Annotated in this window: 15 protein-coding genes and 2 tRNA genes; all 17 read right to left on the bottom strand. The window is 41.3% G+C overall.

Annotation, left to right across the window (positions count from 1 at the left end; all coding sequences use genetic code 11):
* Positions 1–22 precede the first annotated feature (22 nt).
* Positions 23–94: transfer RNA gene (locus MZHIL_RS02625), tRNA-Arg, on the bottom strand.
* A gap of 409 nt (positions 95–503) precedes the next feature.
* Entirely contained in the window at positions 504–815 is a 312-nt protein-coding gene (rpsJ, locus tag MZHIL_RS02620; protein WP_013897822.1) for a 30S ribosomal protein S10, read from the bottom strand.
* 33 nt (positions 816–848) lie between these two features.
* Positions 849–2,117, bottom strand: a complete 1,269-nt coding sequence (gene tuf / locus MZHIL_RS02615; RefSeq protein ID WP_013897821.1) for a translation elongation factor EF-1 subunit alpha — start codon at positions 2,115–2,117, stop codon at positions 849–851.
* A 119-nt stretch (positions 2,118–2,236) separates the two neighbouring features.
* Positions 2,237–4,429, bottom strand: coding sequence for an elongation factor EF-2 (locus MZHIL_RS02610; RefSeq protein ID WP_013897820.1), 2,193 nt, complete (start codon positions 4,427–4,429; stop codon positions 2,237–2,239).
* A 39-nt stretch (positions 4,430–4,468) separates the two neighbouring features.
* The gene (locus MZHIL_RS02605) at positions 4,469–5,029 is read right to left on the bottom strand and encodes a 30S ribosomal protein S7 (RefSeq protein WP_013897819.1); all 561 of its coding nucleotides are present in this window, start codon (positions 5,027–5,029) and stop codon (positions 4,469–4,471) included.
* A 2-nt stretch (positions 5,030–5,031) separates the two neighbouring features.
* Entirely contained in the window at positions 5,032–5,460 is a 429-nt protein-coding gene (locus MZHIL_RS02600; protein ID WP_013897818.1) for a 30S ribosomal protein S12, read from the bottom strand.
* A gap of 50 nt (positions 5,461–5,510) precedes the next feature.
* A complete protein-coding gene (locus MZHIL_RS02595) occupies positions 5,511–5,936 on the bottom strand; it encodes a NusA-like transcription termination signal-binding factor (protein ID WP_013897817.1) in 426 nt (141 codons plus the stop codon).
* 13 nt (positions 5,937–5,949) lie between these two features.
* Positions 5,950–6,237 (bottom strand): 50S ribosomal protein L30e, encoded by a 288-nt coding sequence (locus MZHIL_RS02590; RefSeq protein WP_013897816.1) that lies wholly within the window; start codon positions 6,235–6,237, stop codon positions 5,950–5,952.
* Positions 6,238–6,338: 101 nt separating this feature from the next.
* Positions 6,339–7,436 (bottom strand): DNA-directed RNA polymerase subunit A'', encoded by a 1,098-nt coding sequence (gene rpoA2 / locus MZHIL_RS02585; protein ID WP_394295825.1) that lies wholly within the window; start codon positions 7,434–7,436, stop codon positions 6,339–6,341.
* A gap of 60 nt (positions 7,437–7,496) precedes the next feature.
* On the bottom strand, positions 7,497–10,139 hold the full coding sequence (locus tag MZHIL_RS02580; protein WP_013897814.1) for a DNA-directed RNA polymerase subunit A': 2,643 nt from the start codon (positions 10,137–10,139) through the stop codon (positions 7,497–7,499).
* A 10-nt stretch (positions 10,140–10,149) separates the two neighbouring features.
* Positions 10,150–11,964 carry a DNA-directed RNA polymerase subunit B gene (gene rpoB, locus MZHIL_RS02575; RefSeq protein WP_013897813.1) on the bottom strand — a complete coding sequence of 605 codons (1,815 nt, stop codon included), beginning with the start codon at positions 11,962–11,964 and terminating at the stop codon, positions 10,150–10,152.
* A complete protein-coding gene (locus MZHIL_RS02570) occupies positions 11,965–13,566 on the bottom strand; it encodes a DNA-directed RNA polymerase subunit B'' (RefSeq protein WP_013897812.1) in 1,602 nt (533 codons plus the stop codon).
* A 194-nt stretch (positions 13,567–13,760) separates the two neighbouring features.
* The gene (locus MZHIL_RS02565; RefSeq protein ID WP_013897811.1) at positions 13,761–13,997 is read right to left on the bottom strand and encodes a DNA-directed RNA polymerase subunit H; all 237 of its coding nucleotides are present in this window, start codon (positions 13,995–13,997) and stop codon (positions 13,761–13,763) included.
* Positions 13,998–14,044: 47 nt separating this feature from the next.
* Positions 14,045–14,118 (bottom strand) — tRNA-Lys (locus MZHIL_RS02560).
* Between the two features lie 292 nt (positions 14,119–14,410).
* Positions 14,411–15,646, bottom strand: coding sequence for an adenosylhomocysteinase (locus MZHIL_RS02555; RefSeq protein WP_013897810.1), 1,236 nt, complete (start codon positions 15,644–15,646; stop codon positions 14,411–14,413).
* A 30-nt stretch (positions 15,647–15,676) separates the two neighbouring features.
* Positions 15,677–16,987, bottom strand: a complete 1,311-nt coding sequence (locus MZHIL_RS02550; RefSeq protein ID WP_013897809.1) for an amidohydrolase family protein — start codon at positions 16,985–16,987, stop codon at positions 15,677–15,679.
* A 50-nt stretch (positions 16,988–17,037) separates the two neighbouring features.
* The gene (locus MZHIL_RS02545) at positions 17,038–17,826 is read right to left on the bottom strand and encodes a 4-phosphopantoate--beta-alanine ligase (RefSeq protein WP_013897808.1); all 789 of its coding nucleotides are present in this window, start codon (positions 17,824–17,826) and stop codon (positions 17,038–17,040) included.
* Positions 17,827–17,908: the final 82 nt, after the last annotated feature.

Genomic DNA, 17,908 nt, shown 5'->3' with positions numbered 1-17,908 from the left:
TGAGCATATAGATGTGAGTTTACGGGCCTGCTGGGATTTGAACCCAGGATATAAGCTCCGGAGGCTTATGTGCTGTCCACTACACTACAGGCCCATCAGGATATTAAACATCTTAACGAGACAGATATTTTATAATTTATAATAACTTTTTTATATAATAACCATATTCTACTAATTGCAGCGCGACATCACCCATTTTTTCCTACCTTTTGTTCCAAATTTTTGTCGCAAAAGCCATATTTTACCTCCAATCGCGCTGCGCAATCCAATGCTATATATAACAATCAAAATTGTACAGCTAAAACCTGTATTCTTTTTTAAATAAAACCAGTAACAGTTTTAAAAGCTAAAAGTATAATAGTTGCTAAAATGATATATATTTTTTAAATTTATAATGAATTAAATAGTAAAATTAAAAAGAGTGCACTATACAGAAATAAATACTGCAACACACTGGTATTAGTGTTTCTATAGTTATTATTCAATAACTATAGATCACCAATTCAGTTCTGCAGAACAATTTCTATATTGATATCTTTTGGAACCTGAATTCTCATAAGCTGCCTGAGTGCACGTTCATCTGCAGCTATATCAATTAACCTTTTATGCACACGCATTTCCCAGTGGTCCCATGTAGCAGTACCATCTCCGCTTGGACTTTTTCTCGCAGGTACTACGAGTTTTTTAGTGGGTAGCGGAACAGGTCCTGCAACACTAACACCAGTGCGTTCGGCAATTGCTTTTACTTGTTCACAAACACCGTCCAGATTCTTTGGACTTATTCCTGATAATCTTATTCTTGCTTTCTGTGCCATGTTTTTCTCCCAAAAAAGTTAAAGGAGGAGTGTTTATTCTTTCTTCTTAACACTCATACACATACCGGCAGCAATTGTCATACCCATGTCTCGGATGGCAAATCTACCTAAATGTGGAATTTCCTTTACAGGTTCGATCACCATCGGCCTTGTGGGTCTAACAGTGATGATTGCTGCGTCTCCAGCCTTGATAAATGTTGGATTCTCTTCCTTAACCTGACCGGATTTTGGATCAAGTTTCTTATCCAGTGACATAAATGTACAGGCTGTCTGTGTGGTGTGGCAGTGGAATACAGGTGTATAGCCAACTGTAATTGCTGAAGGATGCTGCAGAACTACGATCTGTGCTGTAAATTCTTCTGCAACTGTTGGTGGATTCTTGGAGTGACCACAAACATCTCCTCTTCTTACATCGGTCTTACCAACACCTCTAACATTCCATCCAATATTGTCACCTGGACGTGCTTCAGGTGCTTCCTCGTGGTGCATTTCAATTGATTTTACCTCACCACTGGCACCTGTTGGCATGAATATAACATTGTCACCTTTCTTCATAACACCGGTTTCAACTCTTCCAACAGGTACTGTACCAATTCCTGAGATGGTGTAGGCGTCCTGTACAGGGACCCTGAGAGGCAAGTTGTCAGCTTTTTCCGGTTCTTTCAGATCATCCAGTGCCTGCAGAATTGTAGGGCCATCATACCATGGTGTGTTCTCACTCTTCTTGCCAATATTATCACCAACATAGGCAGATACCGGAATAAACGGAATCTCAGATGCCTTGAACCCTACCATTCCCAGAAGGTTTGATACATCCTTTTTGACCTGGTTGTATCTGTCTTCACTGTATTTTGTATCGTCCATCTTGTTAACAGCTATAATAAGCTGGTTTATACCAAGGGTCCTTGAAAGGAATACATGCTCTTTGGTCTGTGCCATTACACCATCTGGAGCAGCGACTACAAGAATAGCTGCATCGGCCTGTGAAGCACCTGTGATCATGTTTTTGACAAAGTCACGGTGTCCGGGACAGTCTACAATGGTGAAGTAATATTTATCGGTATCGAATCTCTTGTGAGCAATATCGATAGTAATACCTCTCTCCCTTTCCTCTTTCAGGGAGTCCATGACCCATGCAAATGCAAAACTTTCTTTCCCTTTTTCTCGTGCTTCAGCTTTGTACTTTTCTATAAGGTGGGATGGAACCGCACCTGTTTCGAACATCAATCTACCAACAAGTGTTGACTTACCATGGTCAATGTGACCAATAACCGCTAAATTCATGTGGGGTTTCTGTGCCATATTTCTTAATCCTCCATACTTACTATTAACAAACTATGTGTTTTGAGCCTAATTGTTCTTTATACGTTTAAACCTTTCTGAAATTCTGTTCAATATATATAAACCTGTCATTAGATATTTCAGGCACTTATAAAGTCAGACGGTTGTGGCAACTCTTTCTTCAGTCCCTTTCTTTCTCTGATAGAGCTGACAACATCCTTGATCATATTTGTCGGAAGTGGTTCAAATCCCATAAACTCAGTGCTCCACATTGATCTTCCCTCTGTGGCCGACCTGATATCACCAGCAAATCCAAACATTTCAGAGACTGGGACTTTTGATGAAATAGTTGTCATATCCCCTTCACTGACCATATCCAGAATGACTCCTCTTCTGCCCTGAATTTCTTTGGTAGCACCGCCCATCTGGGCCTGTGGGACCTGAATGAACAGTTTCTGATAAGGTTCCATGAGAGTGTCATTTGCCATAAGCATTGCGGCCTGAACAGCCTGTCTTGCAGCAGGTATTACCTGTGCAGGTCCACGGTGGACTGCATCTTCGTGAAGTTTTGCATCCACAAGCCTTACCTTAACGCCCATACATGGTTCTCTGGAGAGGGGACCGCCCTTCATGACCTCTTCAAATCCTTCAAGGATCAGCTCCATTGTTTCATTCAAATGCTGAATACCTTTAGTGACATCTATGAATACATTACTCTCATATATTTCGGTAATTCCCTTAGCTTCATCTTTATCCATGCCAAGAGCCATCAGTTTTTCTCGCCTCTCAAGTTCCGGCAGGTCCATTGAGATTTCGCCTTCCTTTATGGCTTTCCTTATTTCAGGATCAAGAGGTTCAACCTCAATGTAGAATCTATTATGCCTGTTGGGAGATTTACCTTCGACCGGGCCTGCTTTGCCCTGTATAGTCTCTCTGTATACAACTATAGGAGGCGTGGTCGAGATTTCAACGCCTTTATCTCTCTGAATCCGGTGGGCAATTACTTCCAGGTGGAGTTCACCCATACCAGCCATCAAATGTTCCCCGGTTTCTTCATTCAATGTGATCTGGAGAGTAGGATCCTCTTTTGAGACCTGTCTGAGAACCTCGACAAGTTTAGGAAGGTCTCTCATATGTTTTGCTTCAACTGCAACTGTAACAACAGGCTCGCTTGCATGTCGGATAGTTTCAAAAGGAGTCATACCTTCCAGGGTAGTTACCGTTGAACCTACAATAGCATCCTTAAGTCCAGTCACAGCAGCAATGTTTCCTGCCGGAATGTTCTCCACTTCAATCCTTTCAGGACCCATAAAAACACCAACCTGCTGAATCCTGTTCTTCTGGGCAATTCCGGAAATATATGTCTCCATACCTCTTGAAAGTGATCCACTAAATATCCTGCCGGTTGCTACTTCACCTGCATGAGGGTCCATCGAAATATCCGTGACCATAAATGAAAGTGGCGCATCTGCATCTGCCTTTTTCATGGCCTGTCCGATCTCAGAGCTTACATCTCCATGCCATATTGCACTGACCCTGTCTTCCTGTGCATCTATCGGGCTTGGAAGGTATCGAATGACCATATCATTGACAGCTTCATGAAGGGGGCATTTTTCTGCAAGTGTTTTCATATCACCCTCCTTACAGTATTCATAAACATCATTGAAACTGACACTTGTCTTCTTCATCATTGGAACACTTATGGCCCAGTTATACAGAGCAGATCCAAAGGCAACAGTTCCTGCTGCGGCATCTACTTTCCAGCCTGCTTTGTATTTTTCTTCATTCATCCCTTTGATAAGCTTGTTTACATGATCAATAAGTTTTCCAAGCCTTATCTGCATTTCCTGAGAATCTACCTGCAGTTCGTTTATAAGCCGGTCCACCTTATTTATGAAAAGCACAGGCTTTACATGTTCCTTTAATGCCTGTCTGAGAACAGTCTCTGTCTGGGGCATTGTCCCTTCAACAGCGTCAATAACAACCACTGCACCATCAACAGCACGCATTGCACGTGTTACATCTCCACCGAAATCCACATGGCCGGGAGTATCTATGAGGTTGATCAGGTATTCTTCATTATCATATTCGTGCACCATTGAAACATTGGAAGAATCAATTGTAATTCCTCTTGCCTGTTCTTCTTCATCAGAGTCCATGAACAGCTGTTTTCCTGCCAGTTCAGTGGATATCATACCGGCACCCGCCAGCAGATTATCGGATAGGGTGGTTTTACCATGATCAATATGTGCAACTATACCAATATTCCTGACATTCTCCGGATTTCTCATGAGCGTTTTTACCCGCTCGACCATTTTTTTTCTTCGTCCCATTTTAATACCTTTAATTCGTTATTGTTAATTATAGATATATCAGCGTGCAGCCTTTGCTACTCTTTCTTTTGAATCTTTTCTGTTTATAGAGAAGCATTTTGCATCATGGTTTGCAGCAGATATCAGTTCTGTTGCAAGACACTCTGCAAGGGATCGCCTGGATTTGAAAGCTGCCTGATTTGCACCCATTGATATATATCTTAATGCACTGTCAACCCTTCTCTGAGGAGCGGTATCAACTGCTTTGGGTACAGATATCCCACCATACTTGAGCCTAACTACTTCTTCCCTGGGTCCTGCGTTTGCAATAGCTTCAACCAGGATCTGTATCGGGTTTTTCTTGGTCTTTGCATGGATTATATCAAAAGCTTCTTCGACAGTACGCATTGTAAGCTGTTTTTTGCCAGTATTGATTTCTTTTCTCATCATATTATTGATAAGCCTTTCAATTATCGAGATCTCTGATTTATTGAACTGCTGCCTGGCATGCTTTCCACTCGTGTGAGGAATGATTATAGGATCGATATTCACATACCTTTTGATCCCAGGATCGGTAATCTCCACTTCTTCCATATCCCATTTTCCGAACAGTTTATACATAATTATCTCCTTGGTTTCTCTTTTCTGCCTATAACCATCTCATGCAATGAGACATTGTTTACAGCTGTCACCTTAAAGCGTACACCAGGAATATCTCCCATTGCACCACCCATTCGACCACCAATTCTTTCAACAGTCACTTCATCGTGTTCATCAATATAATTGATTGCACCGTCACCTGGACAAAATGCAGTTGCCTGACGACCATTTTTGATCAGCTGTATTCTTACACATTTTCTGATTGCAGAGTTGGGCTGTTTTGCTTCAACTCCGACCTTTTCCAGAACAATACCACGGCCCTGGGGAGCTCCTCCAAGAGGATCGGCTTTAACGTCCAGTCCGAGAGTACGCCTGCTGAAACGTCGATCTTTCCATCGTGCATCCTTGCGTATCTGTTTTAATCTTCTTGCTGCATATTTTCCTGTTGGCATTTATGATTTCCTCCAATAATAATATCCATGATAGATGAAATTATCCATATTTATTGCAATACCACATCATCGATTCCATGATGCCTGTTTGCAAGTATTTTAACCTTTTCAATGTTTCGGCCTTCACGGCCAATAGCAATTCCCTTATCCACATTGGATGTTTCTACATAAGCGAGTTGTTTCTCCTTTTTGGGAAGAATCTTTACAGATTTGATAGAAACATTGCCAAAGGCATTTTTAATGAATGTAACCGGATCATCCGAGTATTCCACCAGTTCTATATGCTTATCAACGGCTCTTTTTATTTTATTTATATGATCGCCGTTTCTGCCAATGGCTGCTCCCATATCCCCGGCATTTACAACATAAATAATACGATCATTATCTACAATACAGTCCCTTATAGAAGCACCTGTTTCCTTTTCAAATAATGCAATATACCTGATTCCTTCCGTTGTGAGTTTGATCTCGCTCAATTAACCCAACTCCTTATTTTGCTGCTAAGATATCCGATTCTCCGGGATCCATTATAGCCATTGCTGCAATCGTGAACGGTTTACCACAAACTGGTCCAAGTTCTACACTTGTTCCATAATAATTAAGCACCGGAACATCTGTATTTTCAATCTTCTCTCTTATATCTTCAGGACAGTTAGAAGCAAGCACCACCATTTTAGCCTCTGATTTTTCAGCAGCTTCAACAGTACGGGTTGATCCAATAATGACTGAGCCTGTTCTAATGGCTTTAATCAGTGATTTATCAACATTGATTTCCATATATATCAACTCTATTTATAGCTAAACTGTTAACTTAAATGTTTAATATGTCTGATTTCTAATAAGCAATTCATTATATCTACTTTCTGGTTGTAATCAGGTTATTCAGAACCATATCCTTTTGCAACCAGGTGTACATTACCTGTACCCAGCTTTATTGGCTGTCCCACGATGATATTTTCAGTTACACCACTTAGTTTATCAATGTCTCCGCGCATACCTGCATCCAGTAAATGATTTACTGTGACCTCAAATGCAGCCCTTGCAAAAACACTTGCCTTTTCACCAGAAATACCATGACGACCGATCTGTTTAACTTCGCCATCACATGTCATGATATCTGCAACAAGCATTATGTGTCGGTCATCTACGGTTAATCCCTGTTCACGCAGTGTCTCTGATGCTTCATGGATAATAGCATTCCTTGCAGCTTCAACTCCAAAAACAGAATATATCTCACCTATATTGTTAGTATATATTCTAGAGGCATCGACACCTTCTATCTTAATGACATCCTTTAGCATGGATCCTTCAGTATAAAGAGTGTATTCATCTCCTTCCTTTCGAATAACCACTCTCTTAATACCCTCTATTCCTTTCAGGGTTATACCATGAACCTTTTTGGCAAGCTGGAGAAGTTCTCTATAAGATGGTTCTTTAGGTTTTACAATGATCTGGTTATCAGGAACTTCCGGTATCTGAACATTTACCCCAAGGCCATCACGAAGACGGTCTGCAATATCCTCAATATTGATTTCCCTGTGAATCATGGTCTTCTCATGAAGGTCTATAACAAGTTGCATATTTGCCATATCTGTTGTTACATCAGCCAGATGTTCGATATGAGTTGACTGGATATCCCAGGCAAGCTTTCGGGCCTTGTCCCGATCAGTTGCATATTCTTGTTCAAGTGCAATTGTCATCATTGGTGTGCTAGGTTCCTTTCTTGCATCCACGATCTCAATTAATCGAGGAAGACCGAGAGTGACATTAATTTCAGCAACACCTGCATAGTGGAAAGTACGCATTGTCATCTGGGTACCAGGTTCACCTATGGATTGCGCAGATACCACTCCTACAGCCTCACACGGCTCAACACAGGCATAGTCATAGTTTTCCAGAAGACGTTCGATGATCTCTTCAAGTTCCTTTTTGGTCACACCTGCTTTGATAGCATCCTCTCTGAGAACTGATATCATAGTATCAGGAAGTGGGAGACCACTTATCATAGAATCAATTGTAGCTTCGTTTATGGCCATTTATACCACCTCTTTACCGGTTACTGACTTAACGACCCTGTGTACAAATTCAGGCTTACTGTAGTCACTTTTAGTGCTATCAATACCATCCTCTCCATACTTAAACTGCACAATTACACCACGTGTCTCTCTTACAGTCCTATCATACTGCACTTCAAGGTCCTGCAATGCATTTACAAGACGGCGCTGGAGATAGCCGGACTGTGATGTACGCACCGCAGTATCCACAAGACCTTCTCTTCCACCAATTGCATGGAAGAAATATTCTGTAGGGTTTAGTCCACTCTTGTAACTTGATTTTACAAAACCATGTGCATGGGCACCAAGATCCCCTTTATCAAAGTGGGGGAGGGTTCTTCCAGAATATCCTCTTCTTATACGTTCTCCACGAACTGCCTGCTGGCCGACACATGCAGCCATCTGCGTAAGGTTTAGCATTGAACCTCTCGCACCGGAACGTGCCATTATCACAGCAGAGTTCTCAAGCCCTAGATAATTACCTGCTATGTTACCTGCCTGATCTCTGGCCTTACCCAGTTTCTGCATAATACTCAGTTCAATGGTCTCATCCAGTGTCCTTCCAGGGAATGGATCAAGCTCCTTTGCCTCATATGCCTGGATAAGCTTCCCAACCTCTTCTTCAGCAGTTATCAGACTTCTTGTTATCTGTACCTGAGCTTCTTTGGGAATATCCTCATCACTTATTCCAAAGCTCAAACCGGTCCTCATTATTCCCCTAATTGCAAGCTTTGTGACATCATCTATAAACTGTGCCCCTCTGGTGGTACCATATTCCTTTACGATCTTATCCACAACAATGCCTTTGAATGCACCAATTGCCCTTTCATCGATAGTTCCTATCAGAAGTTCGCCATTCTTGATTACTACATAGGCATCGTGTTCACATTCGGACTTTTTACATACATCGCATTTCATGCAGACCTCAGCAGGGAATTCCAGATCAAGCCCTTCTGGAAGGATCTGACTGAATATCTGCTTTCCATTCCAGTAAGGTTCACCTCCCTCGCCTGATCCTGCAGGCTCCGGTAGGCTTCTTACTTCTGATTTTCTGAGAAGTTCGAGTGCATCATGTTTATTGATCTGCTTTTCATTCCTGGTAAGCAGGAACATTCCTGATATATGATCATGTATTCCTCCTATAAAAGGCCCACCAAACCTTGGAGAAAGTATATTCTCCTGAACCTGCATAAGGATTTTTGCCTCAGCAATAGCCTCATAGTTCTGGAGGACATGCAGGTTCATTTCATCACCATCAAAGTCAGCATTATAAGGTGGACATACAGATGGGTTCAATCTGAAAGTCTTGTATGGAAGTACCTTTACAGTATGGGCCATTATGCTCATCTTATGCAGAGAAGGCTGACGGTTAAATATCACAATATCGCCATCTATCAACTGCCTCTCAACAGTCCATCCAACCTCAAGTTTTTCTGCAATCTCTTCAGCATTGTTCTCAGTTATCTTAACACGGCGACCATCTCCCCTTATAACATAATTTGCACCAGGGTAGATCGTTTTCCCATTTGCAACATATTTCCTTAAGATCTCCATATTTCGAGGAATTACCTTTAGTGGAATGGTCATGTGCTTTGCGATTTCAAAGGGAATGCCCACTTCATTTATGCTAAGATTTGGGTCGGGAGACACAACAGTACGTGCAGAGAAATTCACACGCTTACCTGAAAGACTTCCCCTGAATCTTCCTTCTTTGCCTTTTAATCTCTGAGTAAGTGTTTTTAAAGGCCTTCCAGATCTGTGTCTGGCCGGGGGTACTCCAGAAACTTCATTATCATAATATGTAGTTACATGATACTGAAGTAACTCCCATAGATCCTCTATAATAAGCTGCGGAGCTCCAGCTTCCCTGTTTTCCTGAAACCTCTGGTTGATACGTATTATATCTACCAGTTTATGTGTAAGATCGTCTTCACTTCTCTGACCTGATTCCAAAGTGATCGAAGGTCTGACTGTTACAGGAGGAACCGGAAGAACTGTGAGTATCATCCATTCCGGTCTTGCAGTCTCAGGGTTCATACCCATGACCTTCACATCATCGTCAGGTATATTTTCAAGACGGTCCCTTATTTCAGTAGGAGTCAGTTTCTCTCCATTCTCAATATAATCACTTGGTTTCTCAAACTTAATTTCAAGCTGTTCTTCACCACAATAAGGGCACGTCTTTGATTTTCTTGCTTCCTTAAATATTTCATTTATATAGCTTTCAGGCAAATGCCCGATTTCTTTTAAGGTTTCAAGATGTGCAAGATATTCTTCCTTTTTTGAAAACTCAAGAAGGAGGCGACTACACTTCCTACAGGTAGAACGCAATATTTTTCTTATTGTCTTGTTAAATCCGATATGTATCACAGGAGCAACCAGCTCAATATGTCCAAAGTGTCCCGGACATTCACCAGCCCTTCCGCCACATGACTTGCATTTAAGACCGGGATCAATTACACCAAGACGAAGATCCATCAGTCCCATATCAATTGGATACCCGTCATCATCATATGTATCAGCAGTTATTATTGGAGTGATACTCATTTTCCTGACTTCGCGTGGCGATATCAGACCAAATTTGATTGCACCTATTCTTTTTGGCATTGAATACATTTTATCCATTTATATCACCTTATGCAGCATCTTCCAGACTCATTCTTGGTGCAACACCTAATGACTTTATTTCATCAAGCAGCAATTTGAATGCATAGCTCATTTCCACTGGATATATATCTGTTTCTGATCCGCAATTGGAACAGTAGCGTATGTTTCTTTTTCTATCAAACGTTGCGATCATTCCACAATTGGAACATACCAGTTCAACAACCTTATCAGACTCATCAAGAAGCCTCTCTTTCAGGGCCATAGCAGCACCATGTCCTATAAGAACATCCCTTTCCATCTCACCAAACCTGAGTCCACCCTCACGGGCTCTTCCTTCTGTTGGCTGGCGGGTCAGAACCTGTACAGGACCCCTTGAACGTGCATGTATCTTGGACGCAACCATGTGATGCAATTTCTGATAAAGAATCACACCTACAAATATATCTGCCTGGATTTTTTTGCCAGTTACTCCGTCAAAGAACACTTCTTTACCTGAATGCGAAAAACCATGCTTTTTTAGCCCCATTCTGAGATCTTCTTCATTTTCACCTGAAAAAGCTGTGGCATTTATGCGTCTGCCTTCCATTGAAGCTACCTTACCACCGATCATTTCAAGGACATGTCCCACAGTCATACGGGAAGGAATCGCATGCGGATTGATCACAAGATCGGGTACAATTCCATTTTCAGTAAACGGCATGTCCTGATAGGGGACTATCAGTCCGATAACTCCTTTTTGACCATGTCTTGAAGCAAATTTATCCCCTATCTCGGGAATTCTCTGATCCCTTATTTTCACTTTTGCAAGGCGAGTGCCATTTACGGATTCTGTAAGAATAATATTGTCCACAATTCCCTTTTCATTTGAGCGCATGGTAATTGCACTTTCTCGCCTCTGTTCAATAGTTATTCCAAAATCCGACTGTTCTTCAAGGAACCTAGGAGGACTGGTTTTGCCGATCAGCACATCGTTTGGACCTACCACTGTCTCGGGATTGACAAGACCATCAACATCCAGGTTCGCATATGCTTCAGGACTGCGAGCACCACGGTATTCCGAATCCGGAATCTCGAATTTATCTTCCTGGCCTCCTGGATACCTTCTCTCCTCACCTTCAAATGTCCTGAGGAAATGACTCCTTCCAAGACCTCTTTCTATTGATCCTTTGTTAAAAACCAGCGCATCTTCAATATTGTGGCCTTCATAGGACAATACAGCAACAACAAAATTCTGACCGGCAGGCCGCATATCAAAATCTATGGCATTCCCTACCTGGGTTGTGGTGAGAGCCTTTTGCGGATAATGAAGAACATGAGCCCTTGTGTCAGGCCTCAGTTTCTGATTAGAGGTCGACATACCAATACACTGCTTAACCATTGCAGCACCCATGGTATTTCTCGGAGATGCATTATGTTCAGGATAGGGAACCATTCCTGTACATATGCCCAGAATAAGTGACGGATCAATTTCCAGATGTGTATGGTCTGGAGTAATATCAGTTTCATTTAAAGCAATAAATGCGTTTTCCTCTTCTTCTGCATCGAGGAACTCAATAGCTCCCATCTTTAGCAGATCTGAAGTGGTTATTTTACCGTCCTTTATCTCTTCAATATTTTCCGGTGTGACCGCAGCTCTCCCGTCTTCTACAACAATGAGTGGTCTTCTGGCTCTGCCCATATCAGAATTTATTACCACCTCATGTATATCCTCAAATAATGCAACATTTACCTGACTGGACAAAATACCCTTACGCCTTTGCTTGCGGATATTATTTACCAGTTCAACTGGATTATCATGTTTTCCTACAAGTTCACCATTCAGGAATACTTTAACTTCATTCATTTACAAATCCCCCCCGATACTGTCAGTATCATCTAATTTTTCACCCGAATAAACTTCAATGCCTATATGCTTTTTTTCATCAACATCATGATGTGTGATCTTTTCAAGTTCTTCGGTGTAATTACCAGGCTCCTCTTCATATTCAGGAACATCATCCACTGATATATTCATTTGTGTGGGTTTTACATCCAGATCATAAAGAATATTTTTGATAGATGTGATATCCTCAATACCGGTAGATAATTCAACCATCTGCGCAAAATTCTTTACCAGACCACAATTTGGGCCTTCTGGTGTTTCAGATGGACATAATCGACCCCACTGGGTCGGATGCAGATCACGGGCTTCAAAATGTGGCTGTGCCCTTGATAGTGGAGAGATCACACGCCTCAGGTGAGACAGGGTGGAAATATAATCAGTCCTGTCCAGTAGCTGTGAAACCCCGGTTCTTCCACCAACCCAGTTCCCGGTTGCCAGAGGATGCTGAAGACGGTCTGTAAGAACATCTGCCCTTACAAGAGTTCCTACGTTCAGCTCACGATTCCTCATATTGGCTCTTTCAAGCTGGTATTTGATGTCCCTTGAAAGTCTATTAAAGGCCACCCTGAACAGATCCTCCATGAGATCTCCTGTGAGTTTGAGACGCTTATTGGAATAATGATCTTTATCATCCTCAGATCTTCTAGCAAGAGCAAGTTCAAAGCACGATTCTGCCATTCTACCCAGGAAATGAGCTTTTGGTATCCGGTCAGTAGGAGCATTTCCAAGGTGTGGAAGGAGATATCTGTCAATAACATAGTTAGCACGCTTGATCTGATAATCAGTTGCCTGTCCTGAAGCTACCCGGGAGCCGATTTTTTCAATGGCCTCCTCTCTGGTACCCACCTCTGCTTCTTCCAGATTTTCAAGCATAAATTTCATAATCTCAGGGTCTGTTGAAACAATATTCACTATATCTTCATCTGTTTCAATGCCAAGTGCTCGCATAAGTGTTATGAAATTGATTCGTCCCGATATCGAAGGAAATGAAACTTCAAGCAGTGCTTTTCGTCCCCTTTCAACAACCACAAGCGCACGATATCCACGTCTCTGGGAGAAAACCTTTGCAACCTCTATGGAATCACCATATCTTTCACTAAACTCAGCCAGTATTTTATTTGGTGCAAGGTCTTCAAGGGTCATGACCACCCTTTCAGTTCCGTTTACAATAAAGTATCCTCCAGGATCAAGTGGATCTTCACCACTTTGCACCATTTCCTCATCATTGAGTTCTTTCAGGTTACAGATGTTAGATTTGATCATTACCGGCAACTGACCGATCTTGGTTTCCTGAGGTTCGGTTTCTGTCTCCCCTTTGACCACACTCATTTCAAGATATAATGGTGCAGAGTAGGATAGATTTCGCAACCTTGCTTCGTTGGGATACAGTCTTTCAATTGCACCATCTGCTTCTTTTACAATGGGTTTCTCAACCCGGATTTTTCCAAGTTTTAAATAAATATCTTCAAGATCTGTTTCTATGATCCCCTGTTCGTCGATGATCTTTTGCAGACCCACCTGTACAAATTTATTATATGAGTCTATATGATGCTGTACAATCATATCTCTTTTAAAATATGCCTCTGATAATCCTCTCAAATCTAAAGCTATGTTAGCACCCCTTTATATTTCTTGGTCTAGACACTGGATATTGGTTCTCTGGATACAGTAGTAATTGGTAATTGCTGTGCATAATTAATCTGGCCACAATAGAAAATAAAAATAAAGGTTTCTTTAAAGCAGAATCCCCCTGAAATTCAATCGATAACAAGCCTGTAATAATAGGCTTTGCCCGCAGTCGGACTTATCCGGGTAATTTTGACTACATCTCCCACAGATGCGTCTATTTCCTTCACAACAGGATCATTTGCCTTTATTTTTGGCAATTGCTCCTTTTCTATATCATATTCTTTTAAAACAGATTTGATTTCATCCTCAGCCATAATTTCATGCTTTGGGATTCTTTCGTGGTCGAGCAGGCTGAATTTCTTCAAGTTAAGTCCTCCCTGGGAAATGTACTGTGAAAACGATGTATATGTAGCGGGCTCGTAGGGATTTGAACCCTAGGCCGTCTGGTTAAAAGCCAGACGCTCTGCCTGACTGAGCTACGAGCCCAATACGGTATTCAGTAACTGCATCTCATGTAATATGATAGCAGTTAATTTGATATGTCTTTTGTATAGCGCACTCAAAAGGTGCTCCTATTATATATATTTTTCTTATTCCCAGGGAATTTAAAGGTTTGTTAGTCTGTATAGTCCACCTTAACTAAGTTGTACAGTATCCAGAACTTAAAAATAGAAATAATATTCGAAATCTATATATTCAGGAAAATCTGCTTATATACTACTGTACTCATGTTACTGATCTTAACATAGCCCTACAGAAAAATAGTAGGATTGTGGATTCATGTTCCTGACTCCCATCCATGCATATATTCACTCTGAAGCGGACTTAGTTCATCAATAGTTATATCCAGGCTGCTAAGTTTTAACTCTGCCACATACCTATCAATTTTTTCAGGAACAGGATGGACACCAGTTACTAATTTATTTTCTGCAATATAGCGCACACATAAAGCCTGGTTGGAAAAGCTCATATCCATTACTTCGGCCGGATGACCATCCCCTGCTGCAAGATTTACAAGTCTTCCATCAGCAAGAACATAAATTCTTCTGTTATCTACAAGATATTCTTTAATATTCTTTCTCACTGTCCTGACAGAGCTGGAAAGCTCTTCAAGTTCTTCAAGATTGATTTCTATATTAAAATGACCTGAATTTGCCAGGATAGCCCCGTCCTTCATCAGCTCAAAATGTTCTCTGGTAAGTATATCACGGTTTCCAGTTGTGGTAACAAATATATCACCAAGTGGTGCAGCTTCCCTCATAGTCATAACCTGATTACCATCCATCCTGGCCTCCAGTGCCCTTATAGGATCAACTTCAGTAACAATCACATTGGCCCCAAGTCCAACAGCCCTCATGGCAGCACCTTTACCACACCAACCATAACCTCCAACGACAACGTTCTTTCCTGCCACCAGAAGGTTCGTAGTCCTGATTATACCATCCCATGCTGATTGGCCTGTACCGTACCGGTTATCGAAAAGGAATTTTGTCATGGCATCATTTACTGCAATTACCGGCATTTTAAGAGCTTTATCCCTCTCCATGGCTTTCAATCGATGGATACCGGTCGTTGTCTCCTCGCATCCTCCTTTTATCGAGGATAACAGATCGGTACGCTCGGTATGGAGCTTAAATATCAGATCAGCTCCATCATCTATCGTTATATCAGGATTGCTTTCAAGTACCTTATCTATAGCCTGATAATATTCCTCATTACTGGCACCATACCTTGCATAACACCTTATGTTTTTTTTACTGTCAAGGGCAAGTGCCACATCATCCTGAGTGCTTAAAGGATTGCATCCTGTTATCGATACTTCTGCACCACCTGCCACAAGTGTATCTACCAGTACTGCAGTCTTTGCCTCTACATGTAGCGCCATTGCAATAGTATAGCCTTCAAGTGGCATTTCTTTTTCAAACACATTTCTGACAATCTCAAGCACAGGCATGTGATTGCGTGCCCATTCTATTTTCTGATTACCTGACTCAATTAACTGCTTATCTACCATTAAATCTCCTCAAAGGGTTATGATTCTGAATTATTCTCTTTTAATATCTACTCTTTCAATAAGATCTGCTGCAGCTTTGCGGGCATCTTCCATAACTGTATTCTCATCCAGGAATTTCAGTTCATAATTATCCATCAATATCTGCCCCTGAACAATAGTTGTTCTCACATCACTTCCACGGGCAGAGTACACAATGTGTGATATCGGATCATAAAGAGGAGTCAAATGCGGTTTATTCATGTCAACAATAATTACATCTGCATTGTATCCTTTTTTAAGAATTCCGCTTTTAATTCCAAGTGCTCTGCCACCATTTGAAGTTCCCATCTTAAGAACAGTGTCTGCAGGTACTAACGATGGATCCAGTTTACTTACTTTCTGCATAAGTGTTGCGGTTTTCATTTCTTCAAACATATCAAGATTGTTATTGGAAGCACATCCATCCGTTCCAAGTGAAACGTTTATTCCTTTATCGATAAGCTCTTTTACAGGAGCAATCCCAGAACCTAGTTTCATGTTACTGACAGGATTATGAGATACATTGACCTTTCTTTCCCTGAGTATTTCAATATCTCCGCCTGAGAGCCAGATACAATGGGCAGCAAGGATATTATTGTCAAGGAACCCGATCCTATCAAGCATATTCACAGAACACATCCCATATTGTTCTTTCATCTGGTTTAATTCATCTTCAGTTTCAAGGACATGGATATGGACCTTCACATTATCATGTTCAGCCTGTTCTCTTACCCTGATTAAAAGCTCCTCTGAACAGGTATTTGGTGCATGTGGACCATACATTGTAGTAATTCTTCCATCTGCACTTCCATTCCATTTCTTAACAAATCGTTTTCCTTCTTCAAGTTCACGATCTGCTCTGATGGAATCTCCAAAATCAATCATCCCGTATGAAAGTGCAGCACGCATACCAGACCTTTCTACTGCTTTTGCCACCATTTCTACATGAATATACATATCTGCAAATGAAGTAGTACCGGACTTTATCATTTCCACACAGGCAAGAAGTGTACCAGCATAGATATCATCATCGCTCATCTGTGCCTCTACAGGCCATATGTTGTCCTCAAGCCACTGGTTAAGCGCCATATCGTCTGCATAGCCCCTTAGTAATGTCATTCCTGCATGTGTGTGAGTATTTATAAGTCCAGGCATTACCACACATCCAGAAGCATCTATTACAGTATCTGCCCTTTCATTGGTTGATAATGATATATCTTTTATCAGACCATCTTCAATTACAACCGTTCCTTCTTTGAGGGTGTGTTCATTTGCAGGGTCCATTGTCAGAACAGTTCCGTTCTCTATAATAATATCTGCCATTAGTTAGTCTCCTTTATGTCTATAACCAGAGATGATTCCTATAAAGAATTCTATTCATTTTCAGGGAAATTGTTCCAGGGTATTCCCTGTCTAACAGCTTCGTTTTTGAGGGTTTCATTTATTTCATACATAGCTGAAGAGAGTACCTTCCTATTATCATATAGATCCACAACTTTCTGAAGTCTATAAGGTTCAACTTCTTTCATATCTCTGGCAAACTGAATCATATTTGGAATTGAGCGTATAATATTGTCCACAATGGACACTGTAGCTGATAGAGAAGTCCTTGATAATGGATTCAAATCAATGGCAATGACCTTTTTATCCATATTCACAAGAGTCTGGCACCTGTCACCATCTTCCAGAGGCACCAGCATTACATCTGCACTGTATATACCATCCTTATCCACAATTGCCCTTCCATGAGAAAGATCAAGGCGCGCATCTCCTTTATGCCCCAGAACAACACCTGCCCCTCTGGATTTTAGATGCCGGATTATTTTATGGATACGTGCTTCACTTCGGTGAAACAGATTTACCTCAAGTTTGGCCCGGGTAATATCTGCAAGTGTAACGAGTTCGTCCGGTACAAGGGCTGCAGTATTCCCATTAACTGAAATCACAGGTCTTTTAGCAAGCAACAGCATGGCAACAGCTGCCCTCTGGGCATACGCAGCCATATCAGTGGTTTTTTCCCCTATCAGATAATCAAATGTCTCGCCCCTGCCATGAGCTATCAGCCCATGTATATCAGTAATACCAATTTTGACTCCTTCAACAACTTTATCCCTTGTAACCAATGAAAGGTATCTGGGATGATCTGGTGGAATTCTGGACATATTAATCAACCATATTTTATCTTTGTAAGAGTAACATCAATGATGTTTTATAAGTATTGAACGATATAGAGATAATTATTTA

The organism is Methanosalsum zhilinae DSM 4017, assembly GCF_000217995.1.
In the GTDB taxonomy this organism is placed as follows: Archaea; Halobacteriota; Methanosarcinia; order Methanosarcinales; family Methanosarcinaceae; genus Methanosalsum; species Methanosalsum zhilinae.
The sequence above is the reverse complement of the archived record's forward strand: the minus strand, read 5'-3'. Positions and strand labels throughout refer to the sequence as shown.